Source organism: Specibacter sp. BI4 (assembly GCF_056680095.1).
Genome location: NZ_CM155265.1, coordinates 479,221 through 495,630 on the forward strand (window position 1 = coordinate 479,221; position 16,410 = coordinate 495,630).

General features: G+C 62.8%; 15 protein-coding genes and 1 rRNA gene. 5 read left to right on the top strand and 11 right to left on the bottom strand.

Going from position 1 to position 16,410, the window contains the following annotated elements:
- Nucleotides 1-129: 129 nt before the first annotated feature.
- Together AC1L6K_RS02310 and AC1L6K_RS02315 are read right to left on the bottom strand one after the other, a co-directional pair.
- The gene (locus AC1L6K_RS02310; protein WP_480951137.1) at nt 130-903 is read right to left on the bottom strand and encodes a sugar isomerase domain-containing protein; all 774 of its coding nucleotides are present in this window, start codon (nt 901-903) and stop codon (nt 130-132) included.
- Nucleotides 887-1,858, bottom strand: coding sequence for a MurR/RpiR family transcriptional regulator (locus AC1L6K_RS02315; protein ID WP_480951138.1), 972 nt, complete (start codon nt 1,856-1,858; stop codon nt 887-889). Before AC1L6K_RS02315 ends, AC1L6K_RS02310 begins: the two co-directional genes overlap by 17 nt.
- Before the next feature lie 92 nt (nt 1,859-1,950).
- On the opposite strand from AC1L6K_RS02315, the gene AC1L6K_RS02320 reads away from it, so the two are divergent.
- Nucleotides 1,951-3,060 carry an N-acetylglucosamine kinase gene (locus AC1L6K_RS02320; RefSeq protein ID WP_480951139.1) on the top strand — a complete coding sequence of 370 codons (1,110 nt, stop codon included), beginning with the start codon at nt 1,951-1,953 and terminating at the stop codon, nt 3,058-3,060.
- A 91-nt stretch (nt 3,061-3,151) separates the two neighbouring features.
- On the opposite strand, the gene AC1L6K_RS02325 is transcribed toward AC1L6K_RS02320, so the two are convergent.
- From AC1L6K_RS02325 to dnaB, 4 genes are all read right to left on the bottom strand, one after another.
- Nucleotides 3,152-3,514 (bottom strand): hypothetical protein, encoded by a 363-nt coding sequence (locus AC1L6K_RS02325; RefSeq protein WP_480951140.1) that lies wholly within the window; start codon nt 3,512-3,514, stop codon nt 3,152-3,154.
- A gap of 74 nt (nt 3,515-3,588) precedes the next feature.
- On the bottom strand, nt 3,589-4,197 hold the full coding sequence (locus AC1L6K_RS02330) for a hypothetical protein (RefSeq protein ID WP_480951141.1): 609 nt from the start codon (nt 4,195-4,197) through the stop codon (nt 3,589-3,591).
- A gap of 9 nt (nt 4,198-4,206) precedes the next feature.
- Entirely contained in the window at nt 4,207-5,580 is a 1,374-nt protein-coding gene (locus AC1L6K_RS02335; protein ID WP_480951142.1) for an MATE family efflux transporter, read from the bottom strand.
- A gap of 41 nt (nt 5,581-5,621) precedes the next feature.
- Nucleotides 5,622-7,001: a replicative DNA helicase gene (gene dnaB / locus AC1L6K_RS02340; RefSeq protein ID WP_444532274.1), complete on the bottom strand. Its 1,380-nt coding sequence runs from the start codon at nt 6,999-7,001 to the stop codon at nt 5,622-5,624.
- A gap of 562 nt (nt 7,002-7,563) precedes the next feature.
- Here dnaB and AC1L6K_RS02345 point away from each other — a divergent pair.
- Nucleotides 7,564-8,040 (top strand): DUF1801 domain-containing protein, encoded by a 477-nt coding sequence (locus AC1L6K_RS02345; protein WP_480951143.1) that lies wholly within the window; start codon nt 7,564-7,566, stop codon nt 8,038-8,040.
- A gap of 57 nt (nt 8,041-8,097) precedes the next feature.
- Here AC1L6K_RS02345 and rplI read toward each other — a convergent pair whose 3' ends face one another.
- The 4 genes from rplI to rpsF all read right to left on the bottom strand — a co-directional run bounded on the left by rplI (nt 8,098) and on the right by rpsF (nt 9,876).
- A complete protein-coding gene (rplI, locus tag AC1L6K_RS02350; RefSeq protein ID WP_480951144.1) occupies nt 8,098-8,547 on the bottom strand; it encodes a 50S ribosomal protein L9 in 450 nt (149 codons plus the stop codon).
- Between the two features lie 15 nt (nt 8,548-8,562).
- A complete protein-coding gene (rpsR, locus tag AC1L6K_RS02355; protein ID WP_003800144.1) occupies nt 8,563-8,802 on the bottom strand; it encodes a 30S ribosomal protein S18 in 240 nt (79 codons plus the stop codon).
- Nucleotides 8,803-8,896: 94 nt separating this feature from the next.
- Nucleotides 8,897-9,508, bottom strand: coding sequence for a single-stranded DNA-binding protein (locus AC1L6K_RS02360; RefSeq protein WP_480951145.1), 612 nt, complete (start codon nt 9,506-9,508; stop codon nt 8,897-8,899).
- Between the two features lie 62 nt (nt 9,509-9,570).
- Nucleotides 9,571-9,876, bottom strand: coding sequence for a 30S ribosomal protein S6 (gene rpsF, locus AC1L6K_RS02365; protein ID WP_459321999.1), 306 nt, complete (start codon nt 9,874-9,876; stop codon nt 9,571-9,573).
- A gap of 574 nt (nt 9,877-10,450) precedes the next feature.
- On the opposite strand from rpsF, the gene AC1L6K_RS02370 reads away from it, so the two are divergent.
- The 3 genes from AC1L6K_RS02370 to AC1L6K_RS02380 are packed head-to-tail and all read left to right on the top strand — an operon-like array spanning nt 10,451 to nt 15,923.
- Entirely contained in the window at nt 10,451-11,908 is a 1,458-nt protein-coding gene (locus AC1L6K_RS02370) for a DUF3375 domain-containing protein (protein ID WP_480951146.1), read from the top strand.
- Nucleotides 11,905-12,633: a DUF4194 domain-containing protein gene (locus AC1L6K_RS02375; RefSeq protein WP_480951147.1), complete on the top strand. Its 729-nt coding sequence runs from the start codon at nt 11,905-11,907 to the stop codon at nt 12,631-12,633. The genes AC1L6K_RS02370 and AC1L6K_RS02375 overlap by 4 nt, the downstream gene beginning before the upstream one ends.
- Nucleotides 12,630-15,923: an ATP-binding protein gene (locus AC1L6K_RS02380; protein WP_480951148.1), complete on the top strand. Its 3,294-nt coding sequence runs from the start codon at nt 12,630-12,632 to the stop codon at nt 15,921-15,923. The genes AC1L6K_RS02375 and AC1L6K_RS02380 overlap by 4 nt, the downstream gene beginning before the upstream one ends.
- A 248-nt stretch (nt 15,924-16,171) precedes the next feature.
- Here AC1L6K_RS02380 and rrf read toward each other — a convergent pair.
- Nucleotides 16,172-16,288 (bottom strand): 5S ribosomal RNA (rrf, locus tag AC1L6K_RS02385).
- Between the last annotated feature and the right edge of the window lie 122 nt (nt 16,289-16,410).

Genomic DNA, 16,410 nt, shown 5'->3' on the forward strand with positions numbered 1-16,410 from the left:
CCTTCCATTGATGGTACGAGCGCTAAATCGGTACGGCGTTGTACTTGTTAGTACAGTTACTGCATTTCACTGCAATTCCTTCGGTCGACTTCATGCGATGCAGCTGACTTCAACCACGTGCCGTTGGAATCATGCCTCACGCCTGAGCCGGCCAACATACTGGCCCACCAGTGCGGTATTGTGTTCGTCCCCGCCCGGGATATTTGCTGAAATATAGATGGGCGGCTTCTTCCCCGCACGGATCAGGCACTGGGTCGTCTCGATGGTGAGCAGCTGCGCAATGTATGCGGCCGTGATCGAGGAGACGGCACCAACACCTCCTCCGCCGGAAACTTCGAGGGTCGTGTCGCCATAAGGCGCCCTGTTATCGATAACAATATCGGCAATCTCACTGAGCCGCAGCCCACTGGGATGTTTTGCTTCGACAGCGTTGGTGTGTTCGATGCTGGTGACGGCGATGACCTTGTGGCCGCGTTCCTTGGCAGCCAGGGCCAATCCCACGATCGAGCCGTTCACACCGGAGTTTGAGGCAATAATGAAGATGTCGCGCGGATCGATCAGGGAGAGGTTGAACAGCTCCTCGGCAACCCCCGTGTCACGCTCCAATACGGAACCTTCCAGCGAGTCCAGCTCCGCCACGCCCCGGACGCCATGGAGGACCAGGTCGCGCAAGGCGATTTTACTGGTGGGAATCAGCCCCCCGGCACGGCCGGCAATCTCCATGGCAAAAGCCTCGGAATGGCCTGTGCCGAACGCCTGGATGACGCCGCCGTTGGCGAGCGTGTCCGCCATTGCGGTGGCGGCGTCGCTGACGCCCCCGGCAACAGCCCATGCCGTGATGGCCTCAAGCCTGCTGGAGACTTCAAGTCCAAAGGCAGTTAAGGTGTCAGGAATGATCTTCACCCTTTCCAATTTTTCGCTGCCCGCGGTGTGTCCCAACTTCAAGGCGGGCAGCCCTGGTGGGGCGCCTGTGCGGGGACACGGCCATGGCTGACGCTGCGAGTTTTGAGGTGGTCTGCGCGAAATTCACTTGGGCCACAAGCAAATACAGCACATCAATGACGAGCAATTGCACGTGCTTGGCGGAGAGGTCGTCCGGCTGCAGGAACTGCTCGTGGACCGACGTGATGATGGATTCATCAGCGCTCTCAGCCAAAGGCGAACCCGGGTTGTTGCTCAGGGCCACCGTCAGTGCGCCGGCCTCACCGGCTTCCCGCAACATTTGCAGTGTCTCGTCGGTGCGGCCAGTATTTGAAATGCCGATTGCCACGGTGTTGGAGTCCTGGATGGCTGCACTTGTCAGGCCGGCGTGGACCTCTGACCAGTGGTGGGCGTTGATGCCAATCCGATACAGGCGCGACTGCAGCTCCTCGGCCATGACCGCGCTGCCGCCGATGCCGTAGATGTCCACATGGGTGCTCATGGCGATGCGGCGGGCGATCTTGTTCATTAGGGACAGGTCCATGACGGCCGCAGTTTCCTCCAGTGAACGCGTATGGGCGTTGACGAGGGTGCTGAGCACATCCCGCGGGGAATCGTCGGGGCCAAAGGCGCGCCCGATGTCGGCCTTCCAGGACTCGCGGGCGTCGCTGCGGCCCAGCTCGGAGGCGATGCTGACCCGGAAGGGGACATAGCCGGCGTAGCCAAGCAGGCGGCAAAAGCGTGTCACAGTGGCCGGAGAGGTTTTGGTTTGTTCCGCCAGTTCCATGATGGAGAGTTCCAGAGGCGCCTGCGGATGCTCCAGAAGGTAAGTGCCGATTTTCGCCATGGCCGCCGGCATGTCAGGTAGCTTGGCCTGAATGCGGTTCACGACGCCGGCAGCTGTCACCGCTGCGAGAGGGGACGCGAAGGGCGACATTTGAAAATCCATTTCGTAGAAGTGGGTACATAATGAAAACTATTATCGTCCCGCATGTAAGTCAAGTCACACCTAGACACAGAATGATAACGATGCCCAATTTTCTTGCCATTGACGCCGGCGGCACCTCCACCAGGGCCGTATTTCTCAATTCCTCGGGGCTTTGTCTCGGGTACGGGACAGCGGGGGGAGGAAACCCGGTTTCCCGGGGATTTGAGCCGGCACTGGATGCCCTGGCGCAGGCCTCGGCCACAGCCCTCGCTGACACCCCGGCACCCTTCTCGGAGGTGCTGCTGGCGATGGCCGGCGCATCCCTTGAACTGCCGACACAATTGTTCCGGGACCGGTTCGCCACACTCGGTCTGACCGGAAATGTGATGATTGAATCTGATTTATTGGCAGCCTTTTACTCTGGAACCCATCATGACGATGGTTGCGCACTGATAGCGGGCACCGGTGCCGTCGGTGCCCGCATTGCAGGCGGCCGATTGGCAGCAGTTGCCGATGGGACCGGCTGGCTGCTGGGAGACGCGGGTGCGGGCTTCTGGCTGGGCAGGGAAGTGGCCCGCGCCGTCGCATCCGCCCTTGACGGCCGCGGCCGGGCAACTGCCCTGACCGGCCTCGTCCTGGCCGAGCTGGACATCACCCTCGATCCCGGCGCCCGCACCCAGGGCCGGCTCCGCGCCCAGCAGCAGCTGATTCTCAAGGTCTATGAGCGCAGCGCCATTGAGCTTTCACGCTTTGCCCCGCTGGTGTTTGCCGTGCCTGACGACGCCGTTGCCCGAGACATTATGGAGCGTGCGGCCCAGGCCCTTGCCGGCACCCTGCTGGCCGTCAGTGGGTTTGCCGCTGATGGGGAGGCAGCTGATGAGCCGGGGCCGCCATCGCCGGAAGTCCCGGCCTCCGCCGGGGAAACTCTTCCGGGCGCGCAGCCGGCACGGGCCGGATCGGGCCGAATGGCGGATCAGCCGCTGGTTTTTGGTGGCAGTGTGCTGACCAAGGGCGGGACTGTGGCGGCGGCGGTGGTCGGCCTGTTGGCAGCTGTAACTGCCGGAACTTCAGGAACAGCGGAGCCGATCACGCCCGTGTTGGTTGAGGACGGCGTGGTGGGTGCTGCCGTACTGGTGCTCAAGCGCAATGGCATTGAGGTGGATGCGTCCGTTTTTGCCCGGATCCAGGACAGCTTGTCGGCACTGCGGTGACTGCCACGCGGCCGTCAGGGCCACGCCTCGGTGAGCGGCACGGCAGCACATCGGGTCCGTGCCCGAGGCGGCCGAAGGGCCTGCCGCGGGCTTAGTTCGCGGCGGACTTACCGTCGTCGTCAGTTTCTTTGCCGGCCCCCGCGGCACCATTGGCGGCGTCATTTTTTGCCTGGCCCAAACGGTCGGAGGACTTGCGGTTCACCCCTGAACCTTCGCTCAGGTAGGGGTCATTTTCCTTGTGGCCCATGACCAGCAGGGACGCGACAAGCAGGGTTGCAACGAAAGCGATGCCGAAGGCAATGGCACCCAGGTCCCAGCGAAGCCCATGGTCAGTTCCGCCAGCTGACACCACCAAGGTGACAAGGCCGGCAACTGCCCCCAGTGCGAACGAGAAGCTGAGGGGAAACTTGATGGAATTCCGTGAATTCGGGTTCTGCGGCTCTAGACTGCCCACAATTGGTCCTTTGGCTTGTTTGGTGTCTCAGGCACCACGCGATTCTACGCACAGTAGAACATACTGTGCCTAGTTTACTGGGCTTTTGCCCTGCCGCCGTCATGGCGCAGTGTGAGAGCTGACAACGTCCACAATGCGCCTGTCATCAAGGCCCCGCCGCCGGCGACACCCATCAACGCATGCGGCCCGGCCGCGGCGAAGAAGGGCAGCAAAAGCCCCGTGCCCAGACCCAGGACGCCGGAGACCATCCAGTCGCTGCGAAGTGATGATTTCGCTCCGGCACTTCCGGCAGGCTTGTGAAGTGCCGCGAAAAGCTCCGCGACGCCCATGACGGCAAGGGCTGCACCGCCCAGCCAGGCGGCCACAACCGCGCTGACCGAGACGGCCACCACCACGCCGCTAACGGCCAGCAGGGCGGAGGCGCCCAGCACCACCAGCCGCCGCGTGTCGGCGAGAGGAAGCGCAACGGTGCGCAAAACCAAGTACTGGGCTGCGGCCACCGCAAGCAGGTACGCGGCAAAGAGGACGCAGAGGCCGAGGGCGCCGGGCGCTCCCCAGAAGACTGTAATGAGACCAAAAGCCAGTGTGGCCAGGGCCCGCAACAGCAAAGGCTGCCATAGCGGGGTGGTGCCGTCCGCGGCAGGGTTGGCGTTGGTCGGCTGGGGAAGGGCAGTTTCACTCACCCTTCAAGTCTAGCCGCGGCCGGCAGGCACACCGACCTGCATCCACCGGCCGGTGCGCGCACGCAAGCCCAGCGTCAGTCCGCGGGCCCCCATGTAGCCCACACTGAATGCCGCCCAGACCCAGAACATCCCGGGCACGGTGTCGCCAAACTGCAGCTGGGCCACCCAGAAGAGCAATGGCAGGTAGATCACAAGGTTGCCGAGGCCGACCAGGGCCAGGTAGCGGGCGTCCCCTGCGCCGATGAGAACGCCGTCGAGCACGAAGACGTACCCGGCCAGCGGCTGCCCAACGGCCATGACGAGCAGGGCCGCGGTCAGCGCCGCATGGACGCCCGCATCCGTGGTGAAGATCCACCCTACGGCTCCGGACACCGCCCACAGCCCCAGCCCGGTGAGCACGCCAAAACCAAGACCCCAACGCGTCATGGTCCGGGTCAGGACCCGAACCTGGGGTATGTTGCCGGCCCCCAGCTCCTTGCCGATCAGGGCCTGGGCGGCGATGGCAAGCGCGTCAAGGGCGAAGGCCAGGAAGCTGAAGAGTGTCATCGCGAGCTGGTGGGCGGCCAGGTTCGTGGGGCCCTGCGCCGTCACCACGACCACTGTGACCAGGATGGCGGCGCGCAGCGACAAGGTGCGCAGCATCAGCCAGCTGCCCACCCGCGAGACCGCCCGCACGCCCGCCCAGTCGGGGCGGAGCCCCACATTGTGGCGGCGGGCCGCCCTGCCCACGATGACAAGGTAGACAGCTGCCATGCCCCACTGGGCGATGACTGTGCCAAGGGCGGCGCCGCCAACAGACATCCCCAGTCCGTAGACAAAGAAAAAGTTCATGACGATGTTCACGCCAAACCCGGCTGCGGCAACCAGCAACGGCGTCTTTGTGTCCTGCAGGCCGCGCAGCACACCCATCGCGGCCATGACCAGGAGCATGGCGGGAATTCCCGCCAGGCTGATCATGAAGTACTCGTGGGCGTACCCAAATACGTCGCCCCTGGCACCCATGGCGTTCAGCAGACCGCCGCCGGCAAACATGCCTGTAACGCCAAGCACGAGGCCAAGCAGTGCCGCCAGCCACAGGCCGTCCCGTCCAACCGCCAGGGCGTCAGCATGCCTGCCGGCTCCCAACAACCGTGCAACAGCAGGGGTGGTGGAATATGCCAGGAACACCATGAGCCCCACAACTGTCTGGAGCACTGTCGCCGCCAAACCCACCCCAGCCAGCTGCGGAACGCCCAGGTGTCCCACGATGGCCGAGTCGGCCAGGAGGAACAGCGGCTCGGCAATGAGGGCGCCAAAGGCGGGGATGGCCAGTCCCCGGATCGCCCTTGCCGTTGAGCGGCGGTCGGGCGCGGAGGCGCCCTGCGGCGTCACTGGCTCAGCCATCGCTCAACAATCTCTGTCCCCGGGAGTGCCCCATCCGCCGGCTAGTAGCCCTGGCCGCTGTCGCTGGCCATGTTGGCAAAGCGTGAGTAGTGGCCTTGGAAGCCGAGCACGATCGTCTTGGTGGGACCGTTACGGTGCTTGGCCACGATCACGTCCGCCTCGCCTGCGCGGGCGGATTCCTTGTCGTAAATGTCTTCACGGTGCAGGAGGATCACCATGTCGGCGTCCTGCTCGATCGATCCCGATTCACGCAGGTCCGAAACCATGGGCTTCTTGTCGGTTCGCTGCTCGGAGCCACGGTTCAGCTGTGACAGTGCGACCACCGGAACCTGCAGTTCCTTGGCCAGCAGCTTCAGGGCACGGGAGAATTCGGAAACTTCCTGCTGGCGGGATTCAACACGCTTGCCCGAGGACATCAGCTGGAGGTAGTCAAGGACAACCAGCTTCAAGTCGTGCTGCTGTTTCAGGCGGCGGCACTTGGCTCGAATTTCCATCAGTGACATGTTGGGGGAATCATCGATGAAGAGCGGGGCCTCGTTCATCCTGCCCATCGTCGTTGCGATCTTTGACCACTGGTCGTCCTTGACTGTTCCCTTGCGCAGGTCCTGGAGGCTGATGGTGGCCTCGGCCGACAGAAGGCGCATGGCGATTTCGTTTCGGCCCATTTCCAGGGAGAACACCACTGTGGCCATATTGTGGTCAATCGCTGCCGAACGCGCCCAGTCAAGGGCAAACGTCGACTTGCCAACGGCCGGCCTGGCCGCAATCACGATCATCTGTCCCGGGTGCAAACCGTTGGTCAGTTCATCAAATTCATAGAAACCGGTGGGCACGCCAGTCATGCCCTGGCCTTTGTGCCCCGATGCCTCAATTTCATCTACGGTGGCTTCCATGACGTCCTTCAGAAGCACGTAGTCCTCTGTGGTGCGACGCTCCGCCACGGCAAAGATCTCGGCCTGGGCGGCGTTGACGACTTCTTCAACTTCGCCGTCCTGCGAGTAGCCCATTTGAACAATTTTGGTTCCAGCCGTGACCAACCGGCGCAGCACGGCACGCTCGGCAACGATCTCAGCGTAGAACCCGGCGTTGGCAGCCGTGGGCACTGATTGGATCAGTTGGTGCAGGTATGCGGCGCCGCCGACTTTTGTGATCTCGCCGCGCTTGGTCAGCTCGTCGGCCACTGTCACGGCATCGGCCGGCTCGCCTCGTCCGTAGAGGTCGAGGGTGGCCTCGTAGATGCTTTCGTGGGAGGGGCGGTAGAAGTCGCTGCCGCGCAGGACTTCAACAACATCCGCGATGGCGTCCTTGGAGAGCATCATGCCGCCCAGGACGCTTTGTTCAGCGACGAGGTCCTGTGGCGGTGTCCTGGCGAAATCCGGTTCGCGGGAGGAAGACCCTGATTCTTTGGTTGGAGCCGACATGATGTTTGATGCCCTCTTTCTGCCCTGCTGGCCGGGCCTGCACCACCTCTCGGTGATGTGTTTCCTGGTGCTGCCACTCCTTACCAGCTGGTGCCGACAAAGGTGTCGATGCGGAGAGCTCAGTTGCAACGTTAGACGCTGAAAGGGCATCCACCAACCCCGTTGTCCACCATGCCTGTGGACAACCGGTGCATTAACTGCCCCTGCTTGTGCACAGGATGTGGGCAAGCGTGTGGATAAGTCGCAGCTGAGTCCACAAACAGGACCCTGACCTGCATAAACACTGTCCACCGCCTGTGGAGGAAAATATTTATGCCCACAAAGCCGAGACCAAAGAGACAGCTTGACGCTGGGGCTACTCAGGAGTAGTGGGCCTGATATCCACAGATATATGTCTCGCTGTGGATATCCCGCCGGGCCCGCGCCGGCGGACCCGCGCGCCTCCATACGCGCCCCGACATGTACAAATTTGTGCAAATGCGTCAAGCTGGGCACAGGCATGAGCCCCACCCGTTACTTGGTTTGCGGGTGCCACGCTGCTGGAAACGACAGGAGACAAACCATGGGCGCTGCCCCTGCCCCGCCGAAGGAGTCCCGGACGGCCAACAAGACAGTCCCCAGGACTGTGGATCCGATGGCCTTCATCAACACTGTGGACACCACCGCAAGGCGTCGCGCCGACGCGCTCGTGCTGGTGGATATGATGCAGGAAATCACAGGTGCACCGCCGCGCATGTGGGGACCCACCATCATCGGCTTTGGCGAGTACCACTACAAGTACGCGTCGGGGCGTGAAGGTGACGCGGCCGCCGTCGGATTTTCACCACGGAAAGCCAAGCTTGTCATTTACGGACTGACATATCCGCCGGCCGCGGCACCCCTGCTGGAGAAGTTGGGCAAGTTCACCTCAAGTGCGGCCTGCGTGTACATCAACAAGCTGGCCGACGTCGACCTGGCAGTGCTTCGCGAACTGATCGCCATGACCTACCGGCACACCACCACCGGGAACATCCAGTCGCTGCAGTCCCAGCGCCATTAAACAAAGCGCCCGGCCCCCATGACGGGGACCGGGCGCCTTGAAGCGGTGCAGCGGGTGTTAGCCAGCTACAACGTTCAAGGTGATGACAGCTGAAACGTCGTCGTGGAGACGGAGCGTTGCAGTGTGCTTGCCGGTGCTCTTGATGTGAGCGGGCAGTTCAACCTTGCGCTTGTCAATGGTTCCCAGACCTGCATCGGCAACAGCCTTTGCAACGTCGGCAGCCTTGACGGTGCCGAACAGGCGGCCGGAGTCGCCTGCCTTGACCTTGAGCACAACGGGGTGTGCCTGCAGGGCAGTTGCCTGCTCCTGGGCAGCCTCGATGGAAGCGTGTGCGTGAGCAACACGTGCAGCCTTGATGGTCTCCACCTGCTTCTCACCGCCCTTGCTCCAGGTCAGGGCGAAGCCGCGGGGCAGAAGGAAGTTACGTGCGTAACCGTTCTTCACCTCAACGATGTCGCCGGCGGCACCGAGGCCGCTTACTTCGTGGGTCAAAATGAGCTTTGCCATGTTTATTTATCTCCCTTAACCGCGGCCAGCGCCGGAGTAGGGCAGCAGTGCAACTTCGCGGGCATTCTTGATTGCCTGGGCGATCTTGCGCTGCTCCTGGACGGTGACACCCGTGACGCGACGCGCACGGATCTTTCCGCGATCAGAGATGAACTTGCGCAGCAATGCTACGTCCTTGTAGTCGATGACGGTGATGTCAGCGGCCTTCAAGGGATTGGACTTTGGTTTGGGCTTACGGAGTTCAGCCTTAGCCATCGTGGAGCTCCTTAGTATTCGTGGAGCCCGTGGATATTAATCCGCGGGATGGAGTGCGTACGGCGGTTGCCGCACATTTCTTGTAAAACGTTTATTAGAAGGGAGGCTCGGAGTTATCCGCGCCTGCGCCCCAGCCACCGGAAGAACTGCCGCCGGGCGTTGCCCAGGGGTCAGCTGCCGGTGCGGATTGCTGCTGCTGGCCGCCATTGCCGCCGAAGTTTCCTCCGCCGGAATTGCCGCCACCAAAGCCGCCTTGTCCCCCGCCGGCGTTGCCGCCGCCGAAGTTTCCGCCCTGGCCGCCATTGCCGCCACCGAAGTTGCCCCCACCCTGACCGCCGGAGCGTTGGGTGCGGTTGACCTTGGCGTTGGCATAGCGCAGCGAGGGGCCGATCTCGTCGACCTCAAGCTCCATGACGGTGCGCTTTTCGCCTTCTTTGGTGTCGTAGGTCCGCGACTTCAGCCGGCCCGAAACGATAACCCGCATACCCTTTGTCAGGGATTCGGCAACGTTTTCGGCCGCTTCCCGCCAGATCGACGCGCGGAGGAACAGCGTTTCGCCGTCCTTCCACTCGTTTGACTGGCGGTCCAAGGTCCGCGGAGTCGACGCAACGGTGAAGTTCGCTACTGCTGAACCGCTCGGGGTAAACCGAAGTTCCGGGTCACCGGTGAGATTACCAATGACCGTGATAGTCGTATCGCCTGCCATCTGCTCCTGCTTCCTGCTTGGTGTTTTCCTACAAAGAAAAAGCTATAAAGGGTTGACCGAAATTACTCGGCAACAACCTTCTGCTCTTCCGGACGTGTGATCTTGGTGCGCAGGATGGTCTCGTTGATACCAAGCAAGCGGTCAAGTTCCTGAGCGGTAGCAGGCTCAGCGGTGAAGTTCACCACGGCGTAGATACCTTCAGACTTCTTCTGGATGTCATAAGCCAGGCGACGACGGCCCCAGATGTCAACCTTTTCGATGGTTCCACCATCGGTGGTGATGACATTCAGGAACTTCTGAAGCGACGGCTCAACGGTACGCTCATCAACATCGGGGTCGATGATTACCATCAGTTCGTAAGGACGCATATGTGAACCCACCTCCTTTGGTCTAGGCGGTTACGGCATTTCCGTAACAGGAGGTTCATTTGCAGTGCCTGACTGGCGCCCCTTCCACTCGGTGAGTGGTCCCGGTGCCAGCACAGACTTGTCTATCTTACCGTAAGCACGACGCCGGGCGCTCACCCCTGTGCGTAACTCTCGCCACACGCCGTGGCACGGGAGCTGCGAGCGGTCCCGGTGGCGGCTGCCGATGGGCCGGGGAGTACGAGAAGGCGCATCGCCTCCAATCCCCTGCCGGTCTCAATTTTCCGCACCTGCCAGCCATCCACCGCAAGCTCGTAGGCGACCTCCAGCTGCCCAAAAACGCCGGCCGGGCACTTCGACGGGCAGTTCGTTGGAACCAATTGGATCTGCACGCCGTCAGGAAGGCCTGGTTCCTCACGAATCCACGCGGCTCGCACCCTCTCCGCAGCCTCCTCCCACCGGCAATAGGATCCCGCGGCTGAGGAAAGTGCTGCCGGGCCGGGCGCGGTCCCGTCGCACAGCCGACATGGCTTAAAATGGAATGAACCCCGATCCCCCTTTGCCGAAAGGCCCTGCCATGCGCTCCACTGACAACGCCGTCGCGCAATGGCACGCGCAAAAACAATTGCGGCTCAGCCCGGCTTGGAAGCTGCTGCAAGGCGCCCCGTGGACCGTGGCGTTCCTGCGCTCGTCCTTCACGACAAGCAGGCAGCGGGTGCCGCTGGAGACGTTCCACGCCGACCTGGCCGACTTCATGAAGGAACTGCGCGGGGAGAACCTGAGCCTCAACGAGGCGTGGCAGGCATCGAACTACGCCGATTCCTGGGTGCGCAGCCAATTCCTGTCCCGGCCGATGGTCGATGGCAAGTTCCTCTACGAACCCACCGCAGCAACCGCCCGGGTGCTGGCCTTCATGGACACACTGACGGGCAGCCGCACCAACTTGAACAGTTCACGGCTGAGCACCCTGCTGAACAGCATTGAAACCTTGTCGCTGCAAAGCGACCCCAATCCGGAATCCCGCATTGCCGCCCTCGAGGCTGAAATCGCCGAGCGGGAAAACGAGATAGCCGCCCTGAAAAGTGGCGCCAATCCGGCCGTGCTCTCCGACGACTCCGCTGTTGCCGCCACCCGCAGCGTGCTCGACCTGGCCGCCAGCCTGCCCGCGGACTTCAAGCGCATGCGCGACGGCGTCGAGGTCATGCTGCACTCCATCCGCCAGGAAATCATGGAATCCTCCGTGACGAAGGGGGTCGCCGTAGGCCAGATTCTGGCCGGTGACAAGGCGCTTCGTGGCACCATCGAGGGCGAGACGTTCCAGGGATTCACCGAGTTTCTCAACGACCCCGTCCAGCAGGCCCGTTTCCGGCAGTCAGTCAACGAGGTGCTGGAGCGGGACTTTACCGGCCAGCTCAGCTCGGAGGAGCGCGGAAACCTGGCCTCCCTGCTGCGCGAGATGCGCCGCCAAGCCGCGGATGTCCACACCATTTACGGGCGCCTCTCCGAGAGCCTGCACGCCTATGTCCAGTCGGCGGAATTCAAGGAATCCGTGCTGCTGCGCAAGGCCATCCACGCCGCCGAACAAGCCGTGGCGGCGGCGCCGCTGGGTTCGCGCACAGGTGTTGTTGAACCCCTGTTGTATTCCCCCGACTTTGAGACCCTTGCCGGGCTCGGCATCTTCAACCCGGAAGACCACGTGCCACCACCCAAGCTGGCAGCACCGCCGGAACTGAGCGACGCGGACATCCACCGCACCCCCGCGACACCGGCGGCCGACATGCCAAGGCTGCATGCCGCCGTCGACCATGTCAGGCAAACCCGCAACGGCGCCGCCCCCTTGGGTGAGGTGTACGCGTCGCTGCCTGCCGAACTCCACCACCTCAACACCATTCGCGGTTTGATTCTTGCTGCCCGGGTGTCAGGGAACAGCCTTGACCCGGACCGCACCGAAACACTGACTTTCACCCAGATCGACGGCACCACGCGCTCGGCCCGTGTCCCGTTGTTCACCTTCATTAAGGACTCCTCGTCATGAGCACAAGTTCCCACCCAACCCCGGAGTTGCGCACCGGCACCGGCAACTCAGGCAGTACCGAACGGGCCCTGTTCGACGGCGACACCGGTTCCTTCCCGCTCGAGTTGCGCCAGGCCCTGGTCCGCCTGCTCCGCGGGCCGTACGTTGACGGCACAGCGGATCCCGCACTGTGGACAACCATCCTGACCCACGGGGTGTCGCTGCAGCAGTACCTCAGCGAGATCTTCCTGCTGCTCACGGTGGACTCCGAACGGAAAATCGCACTGCTGACCCCGGCCGGTGTCGAAGCTGTGCACACGCAGCCAATCGTTGCCCGCAAACCCCTGCGCCGCGAGGAGACGCTGCTGGCGCTGCGCCTGCGCGTCCTGCTGGACCGGCACGCCGGATCCGGCACGGATGTGGGCATCTCCCGCGCCGGGGCCAGGGAGATACTGGCCGAACACCGCCGGCCCGGCACAGTTGATGACAAGCGCCTTGATGAACAAACTGACGCGGCCCTGGCCAGGCTGCTGAACCTGAAGCTGATCCTGCCGACGGAGCTCGCCCATGAATATCGTGTGAGCAACGCGCTGGCGCTGGCACTTCCCTTTGACTCGATTGAGCAAATTCCCGCCTACCTCGCAGCCCTGGACGCGGCAGCCGGCAGCGAGCCACTGGATCTGGACCCGGTTGAGGACAGCCTGCCTGAAGGCAACGACGACGCGACGCAGGAGATTTTTCAGTGAGCATTGCAACCACCCTGCCCTTCGGCGAGGAACTCAACCCCGGCCAATTCCGTCTCAGCCAGATCCAGATCATCAACTGGGGCACCTTTCACGGCCGCCACAGCATGTATGTGGACCGGGCGGGCACGCTGCTCACCGGCCATCCGGGTGTCGGCAAGTCCACCCTCTTTGACGGCATCCAGCACATTTTCTATGCCGCCCCGCGCTTGAATGAATCCGCCCACGAAGCGTCCAACCGAAAAGACCGCCGGACCACCTTCAGCTACATGCGCGGCCGCAAGATCAAGACGGACGACGGCGTGGTGTACCAACGCCCCAGCGCCACCTGGTCGGCCACCGCCCTCGTCTTCGAGGACGGCTTGGGCAGGCACGTCACCATTGCGGCGCTCTTTGACCTTCCCGCCAACGGGCTCGAAGGCCAGGTGGGCAAGCACTATGTCATCCACGACAAACCACTGGACACCGACGCACTGGAAGGCCATGGAAGCCGGCGTTTTTCGCCGTCGTCGCTGCATGCGGCGCTGCCCGGGGCAGAGACTTTCGATGTCCACAAGACGTTTGCCGAACGCTTCCGGCGCAAGTTGGGCATCCACAATGACAAGGCCTTCAGCCTGCTGCGCACCCTGCAAAACGGCAAGGGGCTGGACAAGGGAGTCAACCGCTTCTTCCGCTACGAGGTGCTCGACAAGCCGTCGACCCTAACGGCAGCCGCCGCGGCCGTGGAGGACTTCAACCACCTCAGCGGCATCTACCGCCAGCTCGAGGACGCCCGCGGGCAGCGGGATGCGCTGGCGCCGGTGCCTGAGCTGCATGAAAAACTGCGTGAGCTGACACAATCACACCAACGCACAGTTGAGTTAAAAAACGTTCAGCTGCCGTTGCTGCGCCATCAGTTCCAGGCCGAGCTGCTGGCCGTCAGGGAGGCCGCCCTCAGTACCGCCAGGACGCAGAAACAGTCCGAAATCGAGGAGGCGACCCAGGCCAAGGACGTTCTTGCCGAATCTGCGGCAGCGCTTTCAGAGCAGCATGCCAACCATGGCGGACGTGCCATCGAGGGCCTGGAGAAAGACATCCGCACCGGAAAGCGGGAACTGCTCGAACGCCAACGCCTTGAAGCGACTGTGCGTGAAGATCTTGCCGGCGCCGGGCTCGTGCATGACTGGAGCGCCCAGGGACTTCACGCCGCCCGCTCAAGTGCCGCATCCGGCGTCGAACGGCAGCTGGCGGAAACTGAAGCCGCACGGACCCGTGAATACCAGGCGGTGGCAGCCAGCGTCAACGTCAAGGCGCAGGAAAAGGCGCTTCGGGCCGAGATTGAGTCGTACCAACGCCGCGGCTCCAACATCGATTCCCGCAGCGCTGCGGCCCGTCGCGCCATTTGTGCGGCAACCGGGCTGAGCCCGGAGGACATGCCGTTTGCCGGCGAGCTCGTGGACATTGGCAGCGGACACAGCGCCTGGCGGCCTGCGGCGGAAAAGGTGCTGCGCTCGCTCGCCACCACGCTGCTCGTCCGGGGCGCCGACATCGAGGCCGTCACCAGCGCCATTGATGGGCTCGACGGACTGGGCAAGCTGCGGTGGATCAACCTGGGCATGCCGGCGCGACCGGCCAAGGCTGGCAAGGACCATCTGGTCAGCAAGCTGGACTTCCACGATTCCGACGCCGGCAGCTGGCTCCGCGATAAGGTCGCCGGCGACTTTGCCTTCACCTGTGTGGAGGACGAAGCGGCCCTGCACGACCATGGCAAGGCACTGTCGCGTGCTGGCACTGTCAAGCTCAGTGCGGCGGTGTTTGAGCGCGACACCCGCATCATTAATCCCGCCGATTACCTGCTCGGCTTCAACAATGTTGCCAAGATTGCACAGTTGGAGGAGCAGGCGGAGGCGTTGGCGGCCCAACAGGTGGAGGCTGCCGCTGCGGCGACGCAGAGCAGCCTTGCCAAGGAGCAGTCTGCACGCCGACTCGGAGCCTTGAAGCGAATCGCTGCGGATGACAGGTCATTCGAGCAACTGGATTCTGCAGTCCTGGCTGGACGTCTGGAATCGCTGCACGCCACGTTGGAGCAGACCATCGCAGGCAGTGCCACCCTGGCCCAGCTGCGTGATTCACTGGCTGCAGCCAAGGCCGGGCTCGAGGCTGCCGTGGGCCGGGTGGCTGTGCTGCACCATGACCTTGCCGGGATTGAAAAGGATCTTGACAATGTTCGAGCGGTCCTAGCCGGAAATGCGCAGGGCACACAAGCACAGGATTGGGCGCAGGAGGCATTTGCCCCTTACCTGTTGGACGGCGAACCCACGTCCTTGGACGAGCTGGAGGTGCTATTGAGCCGCGTTGCCATGGATCTGGGTGAACGCATTGCCACCATCAAGGAGCGCCGCTTCCGGGCGGAGGGCGCCCTGAGCGAGATCTTCAAGTCCTTCGCCCGCCAGTTTGGGCCCACCATGAGCACAAGCCATGGCACAAGCGCCGACGCGGTTGCACACTATGAAGAGCTGTACGCGCGCATCGTTGCCGATGGCCTGCCGCAGCGCCAAGGCGAATTCAAGGAGTACTTCAACAACCGCTCCTATGAGCGTTTTTCCGATCTCCTGCAACTGCTCGAAGAAGAACGCCGATCCATCGAGGAGCGCATCCTTCCGCTGAACCAAATCTTGGCGGATGTACCTTTTGAGAAGGGCAGCCGGCTGCGGCTGGAAGTGAAAACCACCGTTCCCGATGAGGCCAGGGCGTTTCGGCTCGAGCTCAAGGATGCCTTGGGCAACGCCTACACGAAGGCCACCGAGGAAACGATGGCCGCCAGCTACCTGCAGCTGGAGCGACTGGTCAATGCCCTGCAGGATCCTGCACTGGCGCATTGGGCCGATACCGTCCTTGACGTGCGCCAGCATGTCACGATCAGCTGCAACGAACATCGCCCCAATGGTGAGGTGGAGGTGGGTCTGGAGCCGGGCACGCTGTCAGGCGGTGAGGGGCAGCGGTTCACCTCATTCATCATGGGTGCGGCACTGGCCTACCAGCTTGGCATCGACACCCAGGGCTACAGCACCTACGGCACTGTCATGATTGACGAGGCCTTCATCCAGGCCAACTCCGAATACGCCGGTGCCGGCATCAACGCGCTGCAGGAGTTTGGCTTCCAGCTGCTGCTGGCGGCCCCGGAGGACAAAGTCGACCTGTCCCGGCATCTGGGCTCGGTTACCGACATCATCAAGCATCCGCAGGCCAACGTGTCGGGATTTGTCTCCACGGGCCAGTCGCCGGCTACAGCAACGGACATCATCCTTCGATAGCCGGCTGGCCCCGGCCGGGATACCCTGCCGGGGCCGGCGGGCGCCCAAGGGCACCAGGTAGCACAGCGTGCGACGGCGGTGCTTGCCCGGGCCGTGTCTGGCCGCCTGGTGTGGGCGGCCGAGGTGTGTTGGTGCCGGCACTGTGTGTGGTGTCGGCTGTTGTGGTGCGGTCTGTTGGTTTGTTGGGTTGTTAAATGCAGGGAGGCCCCGCACCTGGTGGTGTGGGGCCTCGACCTGTTTTATGTGTTGTCCGGCGGTGTCCTACTCTCCCACATCCTCACGAATGCAGTACCATCGGCGCTGTGGGTCTTAGCTTCCGGGTTCGGAATGGGACCGGGCGTTTCCCCCACGCTATGACCACCGTAACTCGTTCCCCAGACCAGTCAGCGTGTTGCTGGTGGTTGGGTGGCTTGTTGGGTGTTCTTGTTTGGAACAACAGTATTTTATTATACAAGACATTTTCTACCAGGTGTTACCATTTGTGGTG